The organism is Paraburkholderia sp., assembly GCF_028283785.1.
Lineage (GTDB): Bacteria > Pseudomonadota > Gammaproteobacteria > Burkholderiales > Burkholderiaceae > Paraburkholderia.
In genome coordinates this window covers 26188-44443 of record NZ_JAPWKB010000015.1, presented here as the reverse complement: position 1 = coordinate 44443, position 18256 = coordinate 26188, and the positions used below count along the sequence as shown (strand labels likewise).

18 protein-coding genes and 1 pseudogene are annotated in these 18256 nt (G+C 63.5%); 7 read left to right on the top strand and 12 right to left on the bottom strand.

All coding sequences use genetic code 11. The annotated features are described in order from the left end of the window. Positions 1-75: 75 nt before the first annotated feature. Complete coding sequence (locus PW947_RS18140; RefSeq protein WP_299633743.1) at positions 76-210, top strand: hypothetical protein; 135 nt, start codon at positions 76-78, stop codon at positions 208-210. Positions 211-228: 18 nt separating this feature from the next. Here PW947_RS18140 and PW947_RS18135 read toward each other — a convergent pair whose 3' ends face one another. The 11 genes and pseudogenes from PW947_RS18135 to PW947_RS18085 form a co-directional block, all read right to left on the bottom strand. Continuing rightward, positions 229-606 (bottom strand): TfoX/Sxy family protein, encoded by a 378-nt coding sequence (locus PW947_RS18135; protein ID WP_299633742.1) that lies wholly within the window; start codon positions 604-606, stop codon positions 229-231. A gap of 87 nt (positions 607-693) precedes the next feature. Continuing rightward, a complete protein-coding gene (locus PW947_RS18130; protein WP_299633741.1) occupies positions 694-906 on the bottom strand; it encodes a YXWGXW repeat-containing protein in 213 nt (70 codons plus the stop codon). A gap of 24 nt (positions 907-930) precedes the next feature. Next, positions 931-2079, bottom strand: a complete 1149-nt coding sequence (locus PW947_RS18125; RefSeq protein ID WP_299633740.1) for a DUF1501 domain-containing protein — start codon at positions 2077-2079, stop codon at positions 931-933. 5 nt (positions 2080-2084) lie between these two features. Further along, complete coding sequence (locus tag PW947_RS18120; protein WP_299633739.1) at positions 2085-3527, bottom strand: DUF1800 domain-containing protein; 1443 nt, start codon at positions 3525-3527, stop codon at positions 2085-2087. 86 nt (positions 3528-3613) lie between these two features. Next, on the bottom strand, positions 3614-4135 hold the full coding sequence (locus PW947_RS18115) for a periplasmic heavy metal sensor (protein WP_299633738.1): 522 nt from the start codon (positions 4133-4135) through the stop codon (positions 3614-3616). Then, the gene (locus PW947_RS18110) at positions 4132-4593 is read right to left on the bottom strand and encodes a hypothetical protein (RefSeq protein ID WP_299633737.1); all 462 of its coding nucleotides are present in this window, start codon (positions 4591-4593) and stop codon (positions 4132-4134) included. The genes PW947_RS18115 and PW947_RS18110 overlap by 4 nt, the downstream gene beginning before the upstream one ends. Then, a complete protein-coding gene (locus PW947_RS18105; protein WP_299633862.1) occupies positions 4590-5240 on the bottom strand; it encodes an RNA polymerase sigma factor in 651 nt (216 codons plus the stop codon). The genes PW947_RS18110 and PW947_RS18105 overlap by 4 nt, the downstream gene beginning before the upstream one ends. Before the next feature lie 149 nt (positions 5241-5389). After that, positions 5390-6557, bottom strand: a pseudogene (locus tag PW947_RS18100) (patatin-like phospholipase family protein). Between the two features lie 122 nt (positions 6558-6679). Beyond that, complete coding sequence (locus tag PW947_RS18095; protein WP_299633736.1) at positions 6680-8074, bottom strand: TIGR00366 family protein; 1395 nt, start codon at positions 8072-8074, stop codon at positions 6680-6682. Positions 8075-8428: 354 nt separating this feature from the next. After that, the gene (locus tag PW947_RS18090; protein WP_299633735.1) at positions 8429-8884 is read right to left on the bottom strand and encodes a hypothetical protein; all 456 of its coding nucleotides are present in this window, start codon (positions 8882-8884) and stop codon (positions 8429-8431) included. Positions 8885-8928: 44 nt separating this feature from the next. Further along, on the bottom strand, positions 8929-9945 hold the full coding sequence (locus PW947_RS18085; protein ID WP_299633734.1) for a 1-aminocyclopropane-1-carboxylate deaminase: 1017 nt from the start codon (positions 9943-9945) through the stop codon (positions 8929-8931). A 156-nt stretch (positions 9946-10101) separates the two neighbouring features. On the opposite strand from PW947_RS18085, the gene PW947_RS18080 reads away from it, so the two are divergent. Continuing rightward, on the top strand, positions 10102-10611 hold the full coding sequence (locus PW947_RS18080; protein WP_299633733.1) for an Lrp/AsnC ligand binding domain-containing protein: 510 nt from the start codon (positions 10102-10104) through the stop codon (positions 10609-10611). 124 nt (positions 10612-10735) lie between these two features. Here PW947_RS18080 and PW947_RS18075 read toward each other — a convergent pair whose 3' ends face one another. Continuing rightward, positions 10736-12973, bottom strand: coding sequence for an NADP-dependent isocitrate dehydrogenase (locus PW947_RS18075; RefSeq protein ID WP_299633732.1), 2238 nt, complete (start codon positions 12971-12973; stop codon positions 10736-10738). A gap of 347 nt (positions 12974-13320) precedes the next feature. Here PW947_RS18075 and PW947_RS18070 point away from each other — a divergent pair, with 347 nt between their 5' ends. The 5 genes from PW947_RS18070 (at position 13321) to PW947_RS18050 (ending at position 18185) form a co-directional block, all read left to right on the top strand. Continuing rightward, the gene (locus PW947_RS18070; protein WP_299633731.1) at positions 13321-14781 is read left to right on the top strand and encodes an amino acid permease; all 1461 of its coding nucleotides are present in this window, start codon (positions 13321-13323) and stop codon (positions 14779-14781) included. A gap of 148 nt (positions 14782-14929) precedes the next feature. Next, entirely contained in the window at positions 14930-15895 is a 966-nt protein-coding gene (locus PW947_RS18065) for an AraC family transcriptional regulator (RefSeq protein ID WP_299633730.1), read from the top strand. Positions 15896-16170: 275 nt separating this feature from the next. Beyond that, a complete protein-coding gene (locus PW947_RS18060; RefSeq protein ID WP_299633729.1) occupies positions 16171-17130 on the top strand; it encodes a hypothetical protein in 960 nt (319 codons plus the stop codon). 169 nt (positions 17131-17299) lie between these two features. Beyond that, positions 17300-17749 carry a cyanase gene (gene cynS / locus PW947_RS18055; protein WP_299633728.1) on the top strand — a complete coding sequence of 150 codons (450 nt, stop codon included), beginning with the start codon at positions 17300-17302 and terminating at the stop codon, positions 17747-17749. Between the two features lie 127 nt (positions 17750-17876). Further along, complete coding sequence (locus PW947_RS18050; protein ID WP_299633727.1) at positions 17877-18185, top strand: hypothetical protein; 309 nt, start codon at positions 17877-17879, stop codon at positions 18183-18185. Positions 18186-18256 lie beyond the last annotated feature (71 nt).

The following is an 18256-nucleotide window of genomic DNA, read 5'->3' as shown; positions in this document are numbered from 1 at the left end:
AATTGCCACATTGTGGACCCTCCGCATTATCACTACGATGGTCTCCAGATTTCAGCCATTAACCCGGAGACAGTCATGCTCGCAGCGTTTCTCGATACGATGGGCGCGCTCGCACTATTGGCGAGTGTCAGCGTGAAGTTATCGGCGCTTGTTCGCGAAGCGAAAAGCGCCGAAACAAACCGCGTTGAAAGTTTGAAAAGAAAAGCGTGAAAGCGGTTGCCGGAAAAATCACGGCGATTTAACGCGTGGCTTTTTCTTTCGCGGTGTTTTAGGGGGCGCTGCGAGTGCGGCTTCGACCGCAAGCCGCCGCCACGGCTCGATCATCGCGGCGGAATCCATCGCTTCGGGCGGCACCGACCAGTATTTCAGATGAATCGGGCGCTCCGCCGAAGCATGAACCCGTAATGGACTTCCGCCCGCCTGTTCGAACAGAATAGCGCCTGCATCGTTCGCTTTCAGATAAAGCTGATCATTGAAAACGATCGCGATAAAGAGTCCGTCGAAATACAAACCATAGCCACCGAACATCCGTTTGGCGCGAGTCGTGACCGGACCGCCGAGCAGTTCGACGCAGTAATCGACAAAATCATCGCGAACGACAGCCATCGTAAAAGGCGCTTATAAATAATAATGAAAGGACGACCGGCACCGCCGGTTAAAGCGGCTGCCTCGAACCAAAATCCTATCAGGCAATCAGCCGCCCACCCAATGTCCGCGCACCCACGCCCAGTGGTTGCCTTCCCACCGGTAATGTCCCTTCACCCATCGATAGCCCGGCGCGGGCGCCGCAGGCACGACTTCGACCATCGGTTCTGGCCGGGGCGGCCTTGCCGGTTCGACGACACACGCCGCCAGCGACACCGCACACGCAATTCCAGCCACCCCGGATAACAAACGCAAACGCATACCACCCTCCCAAAAGAAAACACATCAAACGTCAAGCACACCGCTGATCGGGCGGACGCCCGCGTCCCGCCCAAACAGGTTCTGCGCCACCCGTCCCGGATCGACCCCCAGCGCTTCGCCCGCGACCCCGGCGATCAAACCGTCCAGCGCCGTCGTCGGTTTCAGATCGCGGGCCTGATACAGATCGCCGGGTCGCAAGCCGGGCCAGTCGGCGATCACCCGTCCACCCTTAACCGATCCGCCCAGCACCATCGCCACCGAACCGGTGCCGTGATCGGTGCCGCCGGTTCCGTTTGCCGCAGCGGTCCGGCCGAATTCGGTCGCGACCAGCACCGTCGTTTTCGCCCACGCCGCGCCCATTCCGTCGCGTAAAGCCGCGATCATCGTGTCGAGCGCTTTCAGTTGATTGGCGAGCCGCGGATTCTGCGCGCTATGCGTGTCCCAGCCGCCGGTCTCGATCATCGCGACGCGCGGGCCGTCGTCGCGGGTCAGGAAACTGGCCGCGAGCTTGCCCAGACTCGCCGGGTCCTGACGCGCGCCCGCATCGCCCGCGAGACCGCGTGCCGTCATCGCCGATTCCCACAGCGGCCGCAATTGCGCGTCCTGTTCGTAAAGCTGGCTGACGCGCGTCAACAGATCGTCGGGCGCTTGCGGCAGGCCGGACGGCGCATACGACGTCACATCGGCCTTGCCGCGCAACGCCATCGGCACGGTCGGCGCGAACGCGATGGCGTTTGCATGCGTGACCGGCAGCAACGTGACCAGCCGGTTCAACCAGCCGTCTTTCACCTGATACGGCGACGTGCCGCCCGTCTCCAGCACGTTCTGTCCGTCGAAATGCGAGCGGTCGCGATACGGCGACGCGACCGCGTGAACGAACAGCGCCTGGCGGTCCGCGTACAGCTTCGCGGTCTGCGCGAGCGCCGGATGCAGCGCGAACGTGCCATCGAGCCGGGTCGCAGCCGACGCGTCGATCGCGAGGGCGCCGCGCAGTCGTGCGTAGTCCGGTTCGGCATACGGGACGACGATGTTCAGTCCGTCGGCCGCGCCGCGCTGGATCACGAACACGAAGCGTCGGTCGGTGGCGAGGTTTGCGAACGCGATATGCGGCGACGCGAGGATCGCGCCCGCGCCGGCAGCGGCAAAATGCAGGAAGGTTCGGCGGGAAAGCATGGCGCTCATCTCCGTTGAAAGTCGGGCGAAACCAGCAGCAATGCGATGGCCGTCGACGCGCTTTCGGCCCGCGATACCGCCGCGCCCGTCGATGGACTAAGCGAACCGGCGAGCAGCGTCTGACCGAGCGTGCGCGCGTCGAGCCGGTCGCCGGTGCGCGCGGCGAGCCGTTGCGCGACTTCGACGCGCCGCACCAGCGCATCCGGCGCGGCCCAGCTCGCGGCGATATCGTCGTAACCGGCGGGTGAGCCGGGCCGCCAGACCGGCTGGCCGAGTTGCGTCAGCAGCGGTGCGGTCTGGAGCGTGCCGGCATCCTGCCAGCCCAGTCCGCGCAGCGACGAGATCGCCCAGTCCCACGGCGTCTTGAACTTGACCGCCACCGGCGACCACGCTTCCGGCGATTCGACCAGCGCCCGGTACACGGTGCGCAGATCGCCGTTGCTGCGGGTGAAGGCGTCCGCGAGTCGTTGCGTCAGCGCGGGCGGCGGGTCGTCCGCGACGAAATGGCGGGCCAGTTTTCCGGCGAGATGCTGTGCGGTGGCGGGCGAGCGCGCCAGATCATGCAATACCGCGAGCGCCTGATCTTCGCCGGACTGATCGTAGACGCGGCCCATCACGGTGCGCGCACCCGGTTCGTGCAAGCCCGTGCGGAACACGAAACTGCCGGGCGCGGCGCCGTTCGTCTGCGCACCCTGAACGCCCGCGACGCTCCAGCCGGTCAGCGCGCGCGCGAATTCGGTAACGTCGGTTTGCGTATAGCCGGTGCGCGCGCCGAGTGTGTGCAACTCCATGATCTCGCGCGCGAGATTTTCGTTGAGACCGCGCTTGCGCTCGGGATCGCGCGCTGCGGCGCGCATCGCGGCAACGCTGTCCGGACCGACCGAACGCGTCTGGTCGAGAAACACCTGCATCGCCGGATGACGCTCGACCGCGACCAGCATGTCGTCGAAACGGCCGAGCACATGCGGGCGGATCGCTTCGGCTTCGAACGTGCCGGCCAGTGCCGCGACAGCGGGCTTTTCGGTGGAGACGGCGAAGTGATTGGCCCAGAAATGCACCAGCCGTTCGACGAACGGCGTACCCGTCGTCAACGCGCTATCGACGCGTGCAGTCACCGCCGAACGGTAGACCTCGCGAATCTCGCCGCGCATCGCCTTCATCGCAGCCTGACGGGCGGTTTTGGGGTTGGCGTCGGGCTGCGCCGATGCATCCGGTTGTGCGGCCGGCCCGGCGTTCTGCAGCGTCTGCTGGCGCTGTCCGGCCAGTTCCGTGGCGAGCGCGACGGCGCCTGGCTGCGATGCCCACGCGGCCGGACGCGGGTCGTAGGCGTCGAGTTGCGCGATCAGCCATCGTTTCGGATCACCGGGCGGCGTGTCGTCCGGACGCGCGCCGAGCCCGAAGCGGTTCAGCGCGATCGCGGCGGCGTTGCTGTTCGAGGGAAGGGCCATGACGGTTTTGCCGGTGGTTCGATACATCGTTAAACGACGCTCGCCGGCAAATCCGTCGCGAGATGCGCACGATTCGCGCAAAAAAATTATTCGGCGTTCGCGCGGGTCGGTGCCGACGATGTCGATGGTGGCGCGGAGGTCGCCGCTTGCGGCTCGCGCCACTGGCCGCGCTGTTTCAGGCTGTCCGCGAAACGGACCCGTTCGTCGGGCGTCAGGCTCGCCGCGAAATCCGCGACGCTGCTTTCGACCCGCGCGCGCAATGCGCTGTCGGCGTCGCGGGTGCGCGCCAGCGCGGCGTCGAGCGCGGTGCGGTCGAGTTGCGGCGCGGCCAGCAGACGCAGCACGTCGCGGCGGCCTTCGCGAGCGTCGCGGGCGAAGGGTCGTCCTTCACGGCGCGCGTCTTTCAGGCCGTCTATAAACGCGCGCTGGCGCTCCGGCGATAAATCCGCCGCCGCGAAACGCAGCGCGCGCTGCTGCGCCGCGAGCGGCGCCACGGCAGCGCGATGCGCGGCAAACCATTGATACGCGCCGCCGGTCATCGCGCCGATCAGAAACACATTGAGCACCAGCGAACCCACCAGCACGAATTTCGATGCGCGGCCGTTCATTCGCCGCTCCAGTCGGCGCTGGCGTCGCCGAAACCGGTCGTCAGATACGACGCGTCATGCCCGAACGACGATGCCGCGACCGCCGGATTGATCGCGCCCGCGCCCGCCGCGACGAAAAACGAGACCGCCAGCGCTCCGGCGACACCGCCCGTCAGCCCGACTCCGGCAAGCGCCGCACCCGACCACCACCAGCGCCGCCGTGCCGCGCTTGCACGCGGCTCGCCGCCAGCGGGCGCGGGCGCAGATTCGACGATGTGCTGGACCAGCGCGCGCGCCGGTGCCGCGACCGTATCGCTGGCGAGCCAGTCGTCCAGTTGCGACGACGCGGCCAGCAGGCGGTCCGCGTCGCGACGGTTCGCGTCCGCCCACGCCTGCGCGGCGCCGCGCTCCGCGTCCGGCCAGCGACGCGGATTGGCGCCGTATGCATCGACGATGGTCTGAAATCTTTCGGGCGTCATGGCGTGTCCTCGTGGTGGCCGCTCCCGGCCAGTTGAGCGCGCAGGTTGCGACGGGCGCGCGCGAGCAGGCTTTCCAGCGCGTCCACGCTGATGCCCATCAACGCGGCGGCTTCGATATTCGACAATTCCTGGTAGTAATTCAGCACCAGCGCTTCGCGTTGCCGGGCGGGCAATGCGGCCAGCGCGGCGCGCACCGACGCGTCGCGCGCACGGCTTTCGAGCCGGGCGTCGGGCGGCGCGGCGGGATCGGCCTCGTCGGGCAGATCGGGCAATTCGGCGAGGGGTTGCTCGCGCTGTCCGCGCAAACGGTCGTAGCAAAGATTCAGCGCCACGCGATGCAGCCACGTGTCGAATTTCGCTTCGTCGGATCGCCACGACGGCGCCTGTTTCCAGATCCGCACGAACGCTTCCTGCGCGACGTCTTCGGCTTCCATGCGATCTCCCAGCAGACGGGTAGCGAGCGACAGCAGGCGCGGCAGCTTGCGGGCGACGAGCGTGCGGATGGCGGCCGGATCGCGCACGCCGACCCGCGCGACCAGTTCCGCGTCCGGATCGGGTTCGCTCAAGGCGTGCGGCCTCGCGGCGGGCGTCGGCCGATGCGTTGGCCGATGCCGTGGCCGGGACGCGGTGCCGCTGCGCTCGCTGATTTCACGTTGCCCGTCTCCCTGTGCGTTTTACACGGTGCCGCAGACGCGCACCGGCGTCTGTCCGTGCTTAAACGCGGCGGCGGCGAAAATCCGTCGCGCGAGATGAAAGATTTTTTGAGCGGTGCGTGGCGCAAGCGGATTGTGGCGATTTATTGCGTGGCGGCTTTCATCCGGTAGATCGAAATGCCTTCCATCGGATCGGGCGCCTGTTGCCACGGCGCGTCGCGCAGCGTGGCCGACGTGTCGTCGTAGCCGGCTGTCCAGCGTCGCTGGACGCCGGCCGTCGAGAAGTCGATGTCGCGGTTCAGGTCGTCGTCGTTGAATGCGGGCGCGTCGAGTTCGATCACCTGCATGGTCGTCCCGCATCCCCAGCCGAGCAGCGCCTGAATGTCGGGCGATTCGCGCAACGCGGCGGGAATATGCTCGCCGAGTTCGCGAATCACGTGACGCAGACGATGAATCTGCCGCTGCCGTTCCAGATGACTTTCCGCGCGGCTCGAATACTGGATGTCGCGTTGCCGGCTCATCACCTGCCAGATCGATTCCGGTTCGGGGCCGCTGGCCGGCCACAACTGGACCGCGAAAATCACCGAACTGTGACGCGGCCGGTCGTCGAGTACGGCTTCGAGCGGCGTGTTCGAATAGATGCCGCCGTCCCAATGCGGCTCGCCGTCGAGTTCGACCGATGGAAAACCCGGCGGAAATGCCGCCGACGCCATCACGTGATCGACATTCATCGGTGCATCGCGATTGGTGAAATAGCGCATCCGGCCGCTGCGCACGTTGACCGTTCCGACGGTCAGCCGGGTGCTTTTCCGGTTCAGATAATCGAAATCGACCAGCGACGCGAGCGTGTCGCGTAACGGCGCGGTGTCGTAGTAGGCGGCGCGCTGCGCACCGACGTGCGCCCGCACACCGGCCAGCGCGTCGGCGCGTGGCCGGAAAAATCCCGGTACGCCTTGTGTGACGATGGACAGATCGCGGCACCACGTGTCGAAGCCGGGATCGAAACCGGCCAGCCATCCGGCCGTCGATGACGCCGGCCGCGCGACGCCGTGCCAGAACTGTTCGAGGCGCGCCAGCCGGTGTTCGGGCGGATTGCCCGCGATCAGCGCGCCGTTGATCGCGCCGATCGACGTGCCGATCACCCAGTCGGGTTCGATCTTCGCGTCGTGCAGCGCCTGGTAGACGCCGGCCTGATACGGCGCCGAGCGCGCCGCCGCCTTGCAGCACCAGCACGATCTGGCCGGGAACCGGCGGCGTGCCGGGCGTCGAAGAAGAGGTGTCGGCGGTGCCGGGCGAGGGACGGGTGGTCATCGCGTGTCATCCTGTGAACGGGGACATGGCGATTTTGCACTGCCGGATGACAAACCGGCGCCCGCGCGTACACGCGGGCGCCGGTCGGGTTGCGCCGTGAAGCCGGATTTATCGGCGGATGCTTACGGCACCAGCCACAACGCCAGCGCGTAAATCACCAGCGACACCACGAACGTCACGGCCGTATAGCCGAGCACGCGCTGGATCCGGATCCCCGCAATCGCGACGACCGGCACGGCCCAGAACGGTTGCAGCATGTTCGACACGTTTTCGGCCATTGCGACGCCCATCGCGGTGCGCGGCACCGACGCGTGCAGACTCAGCGCGGCGGGCAGCACGAACGGCCCTTGCACGGCCCAGTGACCGCCCGCGCTCGGAATCAGCAGCGTGATGATCAGCGAACTCAGAAAACTCCACACGGGCAGCGTGACGGGCGTTGCAATCGCGACGAAGGTTTTCGCGATGGTCGATGCGAGGCCGGTGCCGGTCATGATGCCCATGATGCCGCCATAGACCGGATACTGAAGCAGCATCGAACCGGTCTGGCGCGCGGCGCGGCGGATGGCGTCGGCGTAGGCGATCGGCGTGCGTTGCAGCGCGAGACCGACCAGCAGGAAGATCAGGATCGTCGTGTTGATATCGAGTTCGAAGCCTTTGTCATGCCACGTCATCGCCAGATAACCGACGCCGAGCAACAGCAGAAACAGCGTGCCGAGCATCGACTGTTCGGCACGCGCCGCGAACGACGACGGCGCTGCGCCACGCGCATGCGGATCGGCATCGGCGGAGGCGTTGCCTTCGCCTTGTGTTTCCGTGAAGGGCACCACGTGTTCCGCTTTCGGATGCATCCAGATGAAGATCGCCGTCATCACGACCACCACCAGCACGGTCGGCACGATGACGAACGGCGCGAACACGGTGGTGCTCAACGGCACGACATGACCGGTGGCTTTTTCGACGAGGTTCAGTGCATTGCCGTGCGATGCCTGCGACAGTGCGATCGAACTCGACAAACCGCTATTGCACACCGACCACGCCGAATAGCTGCCGGCCACCAGCCACGCAAAATCGACCTTCACGCGACGCGCGATTTCACGCGACAGCAACGCACCGACGATCAGCCCGAGTCCCCAGTTCAGCCACGCGGCAAGCGCGACGATCGGGAACACCAGCAACGCGGCGCGCGCGGGCGTCTGCACCCGCGACGCGAGTGCGCGCAGACCGCGCTGGATGACGGGCGCGTCGGCGATCGCATAGCCGGTCGCAAGGATCAGGATCATTTGCAATGCAAAGCCAAGAATCGCGAAGGTGCCGCCGTACCACGACGTGAGAATCACCGGTAACGACGCATGCGGTGCGAAAGCGACGGCAAGCAGACTGACCACCAGCGTCAGGCCGATTGAAAGCACGAACGGGTCGGGCATCACCTGCTCGAACACGTAGACCAGTCCCGCGACAACGCCGGGACGGCGCGCGGGGGGCGTGGCAGGGGAACTATCGACGTCTCTTTTATTCATGGTCTCTGCTTCTGTCTTTCTATGTTTGCGTGCTGTCGAACCGCATCGCCGCGCGGGTTCTTTCACTCTACTTTCACGACGCTGACGGTTCCTGAACATGCGGGGAATCGTGTGCGAAATACGGGCACGCCGTGTCGTATTCGTGGCGTCGAAACATACCCGGTTTCAGATTTCCTTGCAGTGAAACTGAACCGTTGTACGCGTTGCGAACGTTTTTAGCGGGGACATGTACCGCTTTTATCGCGTGACGGGAAAATTGACGGCAGGCAACGACGCGAGCGAAGCTCGCGTGCGGAGGAGAGGCGGCGCGTCGGCTTGCACGGTGTGTGGCGTGTCGTGCCGGGCCGGAATGCGTCAGTAACTGTCGCCGAATTTTTCGGCGAGCGATGCGCGCAATGCATCTTCGACAGCGTCGATAGCGAGCGCGAGTTGCGTCGCGTGAGCGGCTGGATTCGCGTCGGGCCGCCAGTGAACGAAGCACACTTTCTGGCCGACCACGCCGCCGAGCCATTCGAGCGCGGCGATATCCTGCGAGCACAACAGCAGGCGACTACTCGGCGGAAGCGGCGCAAGCGCGCGCTCGATCGCGCAGCGTTCCCGCCGGGGTTCGTGCGCCGCGATCCATTCGCGATGCGCCGCGTGCGGATCGTCGAGATGCAGCAACGACACTTGCGCCGACTGCGCGAATTGCGCGCTCAACGCGTGCTCGAACGGATCGGGCACGGTGCCGTCGGTGACGACGCACACTTGCGTCAGCGCCGATGCGGCGCGGCGCCATGTCCAGCCGTGTGATTCACTTGTGGTTCGCATGACGCCGGTCCTCGCAGGAGGGTGACGCTGAGCGCGTAACGCGCTCAGCCGTTGCGGAACAGGAAGCTGTAGCCGTTGAGCGCGGGCACGCCGCCGAGATGTGCGTACAGCACTTTCGAGCCTTCCGGGAATTCGCCGCGTCGAACCATATCGATCATCCCGTGCATCGATTTTCCTTCGTACACCGGATCGGTCAGCATGCCTTCGAGCCTCGCGCACAGGCGGATCGCTTCGAGCGTGCCGTCGTTCGGCAAGCCGTATTCGGGACCGCCGTAACGTTCGTCGAGCACGATATCCGCGGCAACGATATCGCGATTCAGTTCGACCTGTTCGGCGGTTTTCTTCGCAATCCGGAAGATCTGGTCGCGGGTCTGCGCCGGTTTCGCCGATGCGTCGATGCCGATCACGCGATCCGCGCGGCCGTCGGCGGCGAAACCGACCACCATCCCGGCCTGCGTGCTGCCCGTCACCGAACACACGACGATGTAATCGAACTTGAAGCCGAGTTCCGCTTCCTGCTGACGCACTTCTTCGGCAAAGCCGACGAAGCCCAGGCCGCCCAGCGGATGATCCGAGCAACCGGCCGGAATCGCATACGGCTTGCCGCCGGCCTGACGCACGCTGTCCAGCGCATCTTCCCAGCTTTTACGGAAGCCGATATCGAACCCGTCCTCCACCAGACGCACGTCCGCGCCCATGATCCGCGACATCTGGATATTGCCGACGCGGTCGTACACGGCGTCCGAATAGTTCACCCAGTTCTCCTGCACCAGCACGCACTTCATGCCGAGATGCGCGGCAACGGCGGCGACCTGGCGCGTCTGGTTCGACTGGATGCCGCCGATCGACACCAGCGTGTCGCAGCCTTGCGCGATCGCTTCGGGGATCAGGTATTCGAGCTTGCGGGTCTTGTTGCCGCCGAACGCGAGACCGCTGTTGCAGTCTTCGCGCTTCGCATACAACTCGACCTTGCCGCCCAGATGTTCGCTTAGACGACGCAGCGGCTGGATCGGCGTCGGGCCGAAGGTGAGGGCGTGGCGGGGGAATTTCTTCAGGTTCATGCAAGGCTCCGTGGGCAAGAAGGGCCGCGCATCGACGCGGGTTGAAGACAATCTTAGAAAGGTTTCGACGAAACGTGCTTGCGAAGAAATTGGCCAATTGCGAGATTTAATCGGCCAGCGTATTTTTTGACCTGTTTTTAGTTCGTGAGAAAGGCCATGCCCGCAAGAAAATTTCGTACGTCCGCGCCGGATGCACGCCCGGTAAGCCCGGAGATCGATCGGGTGGATCGGGCGATCCTCCGGCAGCTGCAGCGCGATGCATCGGTGTCGAACGTGGCGCTGGCCGCGAAGGTCAATCTGAGCGCGCCGGCGTGTCTGCGGCGCGTCGAGCGTCTGAAGGAAATGGGACTGATACGCGGGATCGTCGCGCTGCTCGATCCGAAAGCGCTCGATGCAGGGATGCTGGTGATGATCGGCGTGGTGCTCGACCGTTCGACGCCGCAGTCGTTCTCCGACTTCGAGAAAGCGGCGCGCAAGGTGTCAGGCTGTATGGAGTGTCACGTGGTGACGGGGGAGTTCGACTATTTCATGCTGGTGCGCACGAAAGACAGCGACAGCTTCAACCGTCTGCATGCGGAGCAGTTGCTGTATCTGCCGGGCGTCAGGCAGATCCGTACGTTCGTGACGCTCAGGGAGATTCTGTCCACGACCAACGTGCCGGTCTAGTCGCGATGTGCGCGGGCAATAAAAAACGGCCAGGCCGGGCAAAAACCACTTGCCCGGCCTGGCCGTTCGTACGACGGATGCTGCTACGACGCTGCCGATGCGAGCGTCAGCACATTCAAACCCCTCAAGCCTGAACCGACGCCAGCGCCGTGTTCAGCGTTGCGCTCGGGCGCATCACTTCGGCCAGCTTGTCGAAGTCCGGCTTGTAGTAACCGCCGATATCCACTTCCTTGCCTTGAACCGACGCCAGTTCTTCGACGATCTTCGGTTCGTTGTCGGCCAGTTGCTTTGCCAGCGGTGCGAACAGCTTGGCCAGTTCCGCGTCGTCGGTCTGGGCGGCGAGTTCCTGCGCCCAGTACATCGCCAGATAGAACTGGCTGCCGCGGTTGTCGAGCTGACCGGTTTTCGGCGACGGGTTCTTGTTGTTGTCCAGCAGCTTGCCGGTTGCCGCGTCGAGCGTGCGGGCCAGCAGTTTCGCCTTCGCGTTGCCGGTCTTGATGCCCAGATCTTCGAGCGACACCGCCAGCGCGAGGAATTCGCCCAGCGAGTCCCAACGCAGATGGTTTTCTTCGACCAGTTGCTTGACGTGCTTCGGCGCCGAACCGCCCGCGCCCGTTTCGTACATGCCGCCACCCGCCATCAGCGGAACGATGGACAGCATCTTCGCGCTGGTGCCGAGTTCCATGATCGGGAACAGGTCGGTCAGGTAGTCGCGCAGGATGTTGCCCGTCACCGAGATCGTGTCCAGGCCGCGAATCACGCGCTCCAGCGTGTAACGCATCGCGCGGACTTGCGACATGATCTGGATGTCGAGGCCGGCGGTGTCGTGATCCTTCAGGTACGTTTCGACCTTCTTGATCAGTTCGGCTTCGTGCGGACGATACGGGTCGAGCCAGAACACGGCCGGCATACCCGAATTGCGCGCGCGCGTAACGGCCAGCTTGACCCAGTCGCGGATCGGTTCGTCCTTGACCTGGCACATGCGCCAGATGTCGCCGGCTTCGACGTTTTGCGTCAGCAGCACTTCGCCCGTTGCGGCGTCGACGATGCGCGCTTCACCGGCTTCGGTGATTTCGAACGTCTTGTCGTGCGAACCGTATTCTTCCGCCTTCTGCGCCATCAGGCCGACGTTCGGCACCGTGCCCATCGTGGTCGGGTCGAATGCGCCGTTGGTCTTGCAGAAGTTGATGATTTCCTGGTAAATGCGCGCGAACGTGCTTTCCGGAATCAGGCACTTGGTGTCTTTCGGACGACCGTCGGCGCCCCACATCTTGCCGCCGATACGGATCATGGCCGGCATCGAGGCATCGACGATCACGTCGTTCGGTGCGTGCAGGTTCGAGATGCCCTTGGCCGAATCGACCATTGCCAGTTCCGGGCGATGTTCGTGGCATGCGTGCATGTCGCGGATGATTTCTTCACGTTGCGACGACGGCAGCGTTTCGATCTTTTCGTACAGATTGACGAGGCCGTTGTTGACGTTCACGCCGAGTTCGTCGAACAGCTTGCCGTGCTTGGCGAACGCGTCCTTGTAGAAAATCTTGACTGCGTGACCGAAGACGATCGGGTGCGACACCTTCATCATGGTCGCCTTCACGTGCAGCGACAGCATCACGCCGGTCTGACGCGCATCTTCCATCTGCTCTTCGTAGAAGTCGCACAGCGCCTTCTTGCTCATGAACATGCTGTCGATGATCTCGCCGTCTTTCAGCTTGACCTTTTCCTTCAGCACGACGGTCTTGCCGCCCTGCGTCACGAGTTCCATCTTGACGTCGCGCGCCTTTTCGACGGTCAGCGATTTTTCGCCGTGATAGAAGTCGCCGTGCTTCATGTGAGCGACGTGCGTGCGCGACGCCATGCTCCAGTCGCCCATGCTGTGCGGGTGCTTGCGCGCGTAGTTCTTGACCGCGGCCGGTGCGCGGCGGTCCGAGTTGCCTTCGCGCAGAACCGGGTTCACGGCGCTGCCGAGGCACTTCGAGTAACGCGTGCGGATCGACTTTTCAGCGTCGGTCTGCGGATCTTCCGGGAAATCCGGAATCTTGTAGCCCTTTGCCTGCAGTTCCTTGATCGCGCTGACCAGCTGATGCTGCGATGCGCTGATGTTCGGCAGCTTGATGATGTTGGTTTCCGGCAGCAGCGTCAGCTTGCCGAGTTCGGCGAGGTTGTCGGGGACGCGTTGCGCTTCGGTCAGGAACTCCGGGAACTCGCCCAGGATACGGCCGGCCAGGGAGATGTCGCTGGTGGTGACGTCGATGCCCGCCGGTGCCGTGAACGTGCGAATGATGGGCAGGAACGCACTGGTCGCCAGCAGGGGAGCTTCGTCGGTCAGGGTGTAGATGATGGTGGGTTGCTGGCTACTCATTGCTTGGCTCGAAATCAAGAAATAGGTTGGGAAACGCCACCGGCTAGGTCACGGACCGGCAGTAAAGGTGGAATTTTGCCTGAATTTACTTTTACACGGCGTAAAACGAGATTGAATTTCGTAATGTGAAATGAGATAGCTCAAACGAGCGATGAATCGGCGGGTACGTTCCCCGAAATTCCGACTAGACTGAATTCGTCGTCGCCTTAAATCTGGATATAGCACGTCATTGACAGCACGCGTCGGGAGGCGCGTGGCAATCAGCGCTCTTTTCGTCCCGGACGAATCGAAGTGGTTGATTTGATTCGATTCGTTTCCAACAACAACCCTGTTCGAGATGACTCATCATGGCCGATACCAGTTATATGGCGCGGAAATCCGTCGCCGACATCGTAGGTAGCGCGGACGTCGAGGGAGGACATTCGCTGTCGAAAACGCTGGGCGCGACCAGCATTACCGCGATGGGGATCGGCGCGATCATCGGCGCCGGGATCTTCGTGCTGACCGGCACGGCGGCCGCGCAGTACGCCGGACCGAGCATCATCCTGTCGTTCGTGCTGGGTGGGATCGCCTGCGCGTTCGTCGGCTTGTGCTACTCGGAGCTGGCGGCGATGCTGCCGGTGTGCGGCAGCAGCTACACCTACACGTACGCCACGCTCGGCGAAGTGTTCGCGTGGATCATCGGCTGGGACCTGATACTCGAATATGCGATGGGCGCGGCGACCGTCGCGGTCGGATGGTCGGGGTATATCGTGAGTCTGCTGCATAACGTGGGCATCGAGATTCCACCCAGGCTGGCGGCCGCGGCGGGCACCGTGGTCAAACTCGCGGACGGCACGACCGTGACCGGCGTGGTGAATCTGCCGGCCGTCTTCATCATCGCGATCCTGACGACGATGCTCGTGCTCGGCACGAAAGAATCGGCCCGGCTCAACAACATCATGGTCGCGGTGAAACTCGTGGTGGTGGTCGCGTTTATCGCGATCGGCGCGTTTTTCGTGCATTCAGCCAACTGGCATCCGTTTATCCCGGCCAATACCGGCGAGTTCGGCAACTTCGGGATGAGCGGCATCCTGCGCGGCTCGGCCGTGGTGTTTTTCGCGTTTATCGGCTTCGACGCGGTATCGACGGCGGCGCAGGAGGCGAAGAAGCCGCAGCGCGATATGCCGATCGGGATTCTCGGCTCGCTGGTGATCTGCACGATCCTGTACATCCTCGTGGCCGGCGTGCTGACGGGGCTCGTGCCGTATGCGCAACTGAACGTGCCCGATCCGATCGCGAAGGGCGTCGATGCGATCGGCGTCACGTGGTTTTCGGTGCTGATCAAGATCGGCGCGCTGACCGGGCTGACCACGGTGATTCTGGTGCTGCTGTACGGCCAGAGCCGGATTTTCTTCACGATGTCGCAGGACGGCCTGTTGCCGGGCGTGTTCGCGAAAGTGCATCCGCGACTGCAAACGCCGTATCTTAGCCAGATCATGATCGGCACGATCGTCGCGCTGGTCGCGGCGTTCACGCCGATCGGCGTGCTCGGCGAAATGGTCAGTATCGGCACCTTGTTTGCGTTCATTCTCGTGTGCGGCGCGGTGATCTACCTGCGGCGCAGCGATTCCGGCGCGAAGCGGCCGTTTCGCGCGCCGGGCGTGCCGATCGTGCCGGTACTCGGGATTCTCTTCTGTCTGCTGCTGATGTCCGGCTTGCCGCTGATTACGTGGATGCGGCTGGTGGTGTGGCTGGTGATCGGGATGGTGATTTACATGTCGTTCGGACGCAATCATTCGAAGCTGCGGCATCCGGAGCGGCATTAAACGCGGCCGGAGCGACCCGCGCGGCGGGCACGGCGGGTCGGGGATGCCCGTTCGGACACGCAGGCGCACGGGAGCGGGGCCGCGCGGATAGAATCGCGGCTGTCGCGTCACCGTCACCGACGCCTATCCCGCCACCCACGCGCCCCGTATGGATCTGCTTAGCCGAGTCCTTTCGCTGATTCCCGTCAGCGGCCGTCTGGACGAACGATGCCATTTCGGCGCGCCGTGGGCGATCGCGCCGGGCCGGGCGGCCGTCCGCGAGATTCCGTATCACATCCTCGTATCCGGTCACGCGGTGCTCGACCGCGACGACGCCGCGCCGGAACCGCTGACGGCGGGCGACATCATCCTGTTTCCGACCGGCAACGCGCACCGGATTCACGACGGCAGCGGCCAGCCGCCCGCGCCGACGGTCGCGCACCGCAGCGCGTCGCTGAAGGTGGTCGGCAACGACGGCGGCGGCGAGCATGCCGACATCCTGTGCGGCAGGTTTATCGTCGGCGCGGTGCCGGACCGGCTGCTGCGCGAGCATTTGCCGCCGCGCCTCGTGGTCCGCACGGACGGCCGCGATTCGCGGCTGTCGCAACTGATCCAGCTGATGCGCGACGAAGCTGTCGACGAAGCGCCGGGCAGCGAGACGCTGGTGAACCATCTGTCGGCGGCGCTGTTTGCATTGACGCTGCGTTTTGCCAGCGCCGGGCCGCAGCCGCCGCACGGGCTGCTCGCGCTCGCCGGACGGCCGCGCCTGCAACCGGCGCTGTCGGCGATGTTCGAATCGCCCGCCGAAGCATGGACGCTCGACCAGTTCGCCGCGCGCTGCAACATGTCGCGCGCAACCTTCGTGCGGCAATTTCAGGAGGCGATCGGCCGCTCCGCCACCGACGTCCTGACCGAAGTGCGGATGACGCTCGCCGGCCGCAAGCTGGTCGAATCGGGACTCGCGGTCGCCGAGATCGGCGAGATGGTCGGTTATCAATCGGACGCCGCGTTTCAGCGCGTATTCAAACGCATCGTCGGCGTCACGCCCGCGCGTTACCGCGCAACCGGTGGAACCATGCGAGAAATCGAGTCGGATCAAGCGGATAATCCCGACCCGGCCGGCCCGGCCGAATAACGCAATTCGCGTTTCAGGTAAGCAATACCGTCATTTGTTCGTTACGTCACAGAAGCGGCAAACACTACTTAACAAAGAATGGCCCGGTGTTATGCTGAAAGCGCATTAGAAAATACCTGAAAGCTCGGGGCGCTCTTTTCTGCTGGAAACGCAAAACGTTAATCTCGAACGGTCAGACGAATATCGGATTCGTCTTTAACCGGGTACGTCTGCGTTTCAAATTTCCTGATTGTGGTTTGCCTGGTGTTAATCCCTATTATTGCGGGAGTCGGGTTATGTTGAGAAAAGTGGTCGATCGCGCCAGGCAGATTCGCCGCAGTGAGCGGTTCAAGTATTCGGTCGCAATGCCGAGCCGGGTGTCGCTTCACGCGATGCAAAGGCTGAACCGCGGTGTATTCGCGGTCGAGATTCAGGAAAACTCGGGGTTTTTTTCGGTGATGCAGATGGTGCTGTTTATCCTGATGTATTGCGAAGAGAAAAGCCTCGCACCACGGATCTCCGCCCGACGTGGCTTGTATGGCGACGCGCACGGCAAGGTAGACTGGTTCTCCGCATTTTTCGAGCCGGTTCAGCCGCAACCGGAGATGATGCCGAAACAGAAAGTCAGAACCTCGACGGTTCGCGATCTGGTCCAGTTGGGATTCCGGCATAAATACGAAAATGCGTTACAGCTCGCAAGTGCCAGTCATTTATTTTATTCGCATTTCCGTCCTTCAAAATATATTAATAACGAAGTCGATTCAATTTGCGAGAAACTCGAAATAGGCGCTTCGACATTGGGCGTGCATTTTAGAGGCACGGATAAAAAATTCGAGGCAATTCCGGTGCCGTGGTCGAATTTCTGCCGGTTGGTGGAAACCACGCTGGCGCAAAATCCCCATCTCGACCGGCTTTTCGTTTCAAGCGACGAACAGGCGTTTATCGATTTCTTCGTTGCATGGCCGTTTGGCAAGCCGGTCAGCGTGGCGCCGGCCAGATTACTCGCCAACGGTCATTTGCCGGTTCACTTCAGCGGTTATCCCGGACTTGAAATCGGCCGCGAGGCATTGGTGTCGAGTTTGCTGCTGTCCCGATGCGGCTTTCTCGTGAAAACGCCGTCGTATTTATCGGCGTGGTCGAAGATATTCAATCCGTCATTGCCGGTCACGCTGTCGTCACCGCCGCGACCGGACGCGTTCTGGTTCCCCGACAGCCGGTTGTGGCGCGAACAGGACGACCAGTACAAGGCCGCCTGATCTGACTGGACCTGAAAACCGCAGCCGCCTTCGGGCGGTCGCGCGGCGCAATTCCGCCACCTCCACGGACGACAAAACCGATGCGCGGTCTGGAGCGAACAAAATGGCGTTGCCATACTATGTTCGAGCCTGAACCCCATTGCCGGTCACAATCTCCAGGAGGTGTCGAATGATCCAGAGTCGGGAAGACGTCACACGCATGATCGTTGCCGCGAAAGTCCAGAAGGGCATCAAATGGGCCGACGTCGCCCAGGCGGTCGGGCAGAGCAAGGAATGGACGACTGCCGCCTGTCTCGGTCAGATGACGTTCGACAAGGCGCAGGCCACGACCGTCGGTGAACTGTTCGGACTGCCCGACGAAGCGGTCGCGTGGTTGCAGATCGTCCCGTACAAAGGCTCGCTGCCCGGCGCCGTGCCGACCGATCCGCTGATCTACCGCTGGTACGAGATCGTCAACGTGTACGGCACGACCATCAAGGAACTGATCCACGAGGAATTCGGCGACGGCATCATGAGCGCGATCGATTTTTCGATGGACATCCAGCGCCAGTCCGATCCGAAGGGGGACCGTGTGCAGGTCGTGCTGTCCGGCAAGTTCTTGCCCTACAAGACCTACTGACGCGTCAGAACTTTTTTCGCCTCGCGTGCATCCATTGCGCGATTCCGGCCGTAACTGTTGTCGTGCCGCGCTGTCCGTCCTGCAACGGACAGCGCCCGATAAAGACAGACCGGACGAGAGACACGGCATGGCGAAGAACCGCACACCCTCAGTTGTACGCAATCAGGATATCGGCCGATACGCATCGCTTTACGCCGCCGAAGTGGCGCGCGGCGCGTCGCATATCGCCAGCACCTTGACGCCCAAAACCCTGGCGGCCGCCGTATCGGAAACGATGGCGGAATTCGTCGGACGGCATGGTCATCATCCGTTCGAGATTTTCAGGCAATTGCTGGTCGAGGCATTGGAGAAGCGCGATCGCGCCGATGCCGCCGCACTGGTGACGTCGCATGGCAAGACGGGCGCAGCGGGGACGGCCGGACAACGGGCCGCGTAGTCCGGCGGCAACGCGGTAAATGGTGAATCGCGATGCCGCGCCGTCGCCTTGAGTATCGTTGGCATTAAAGA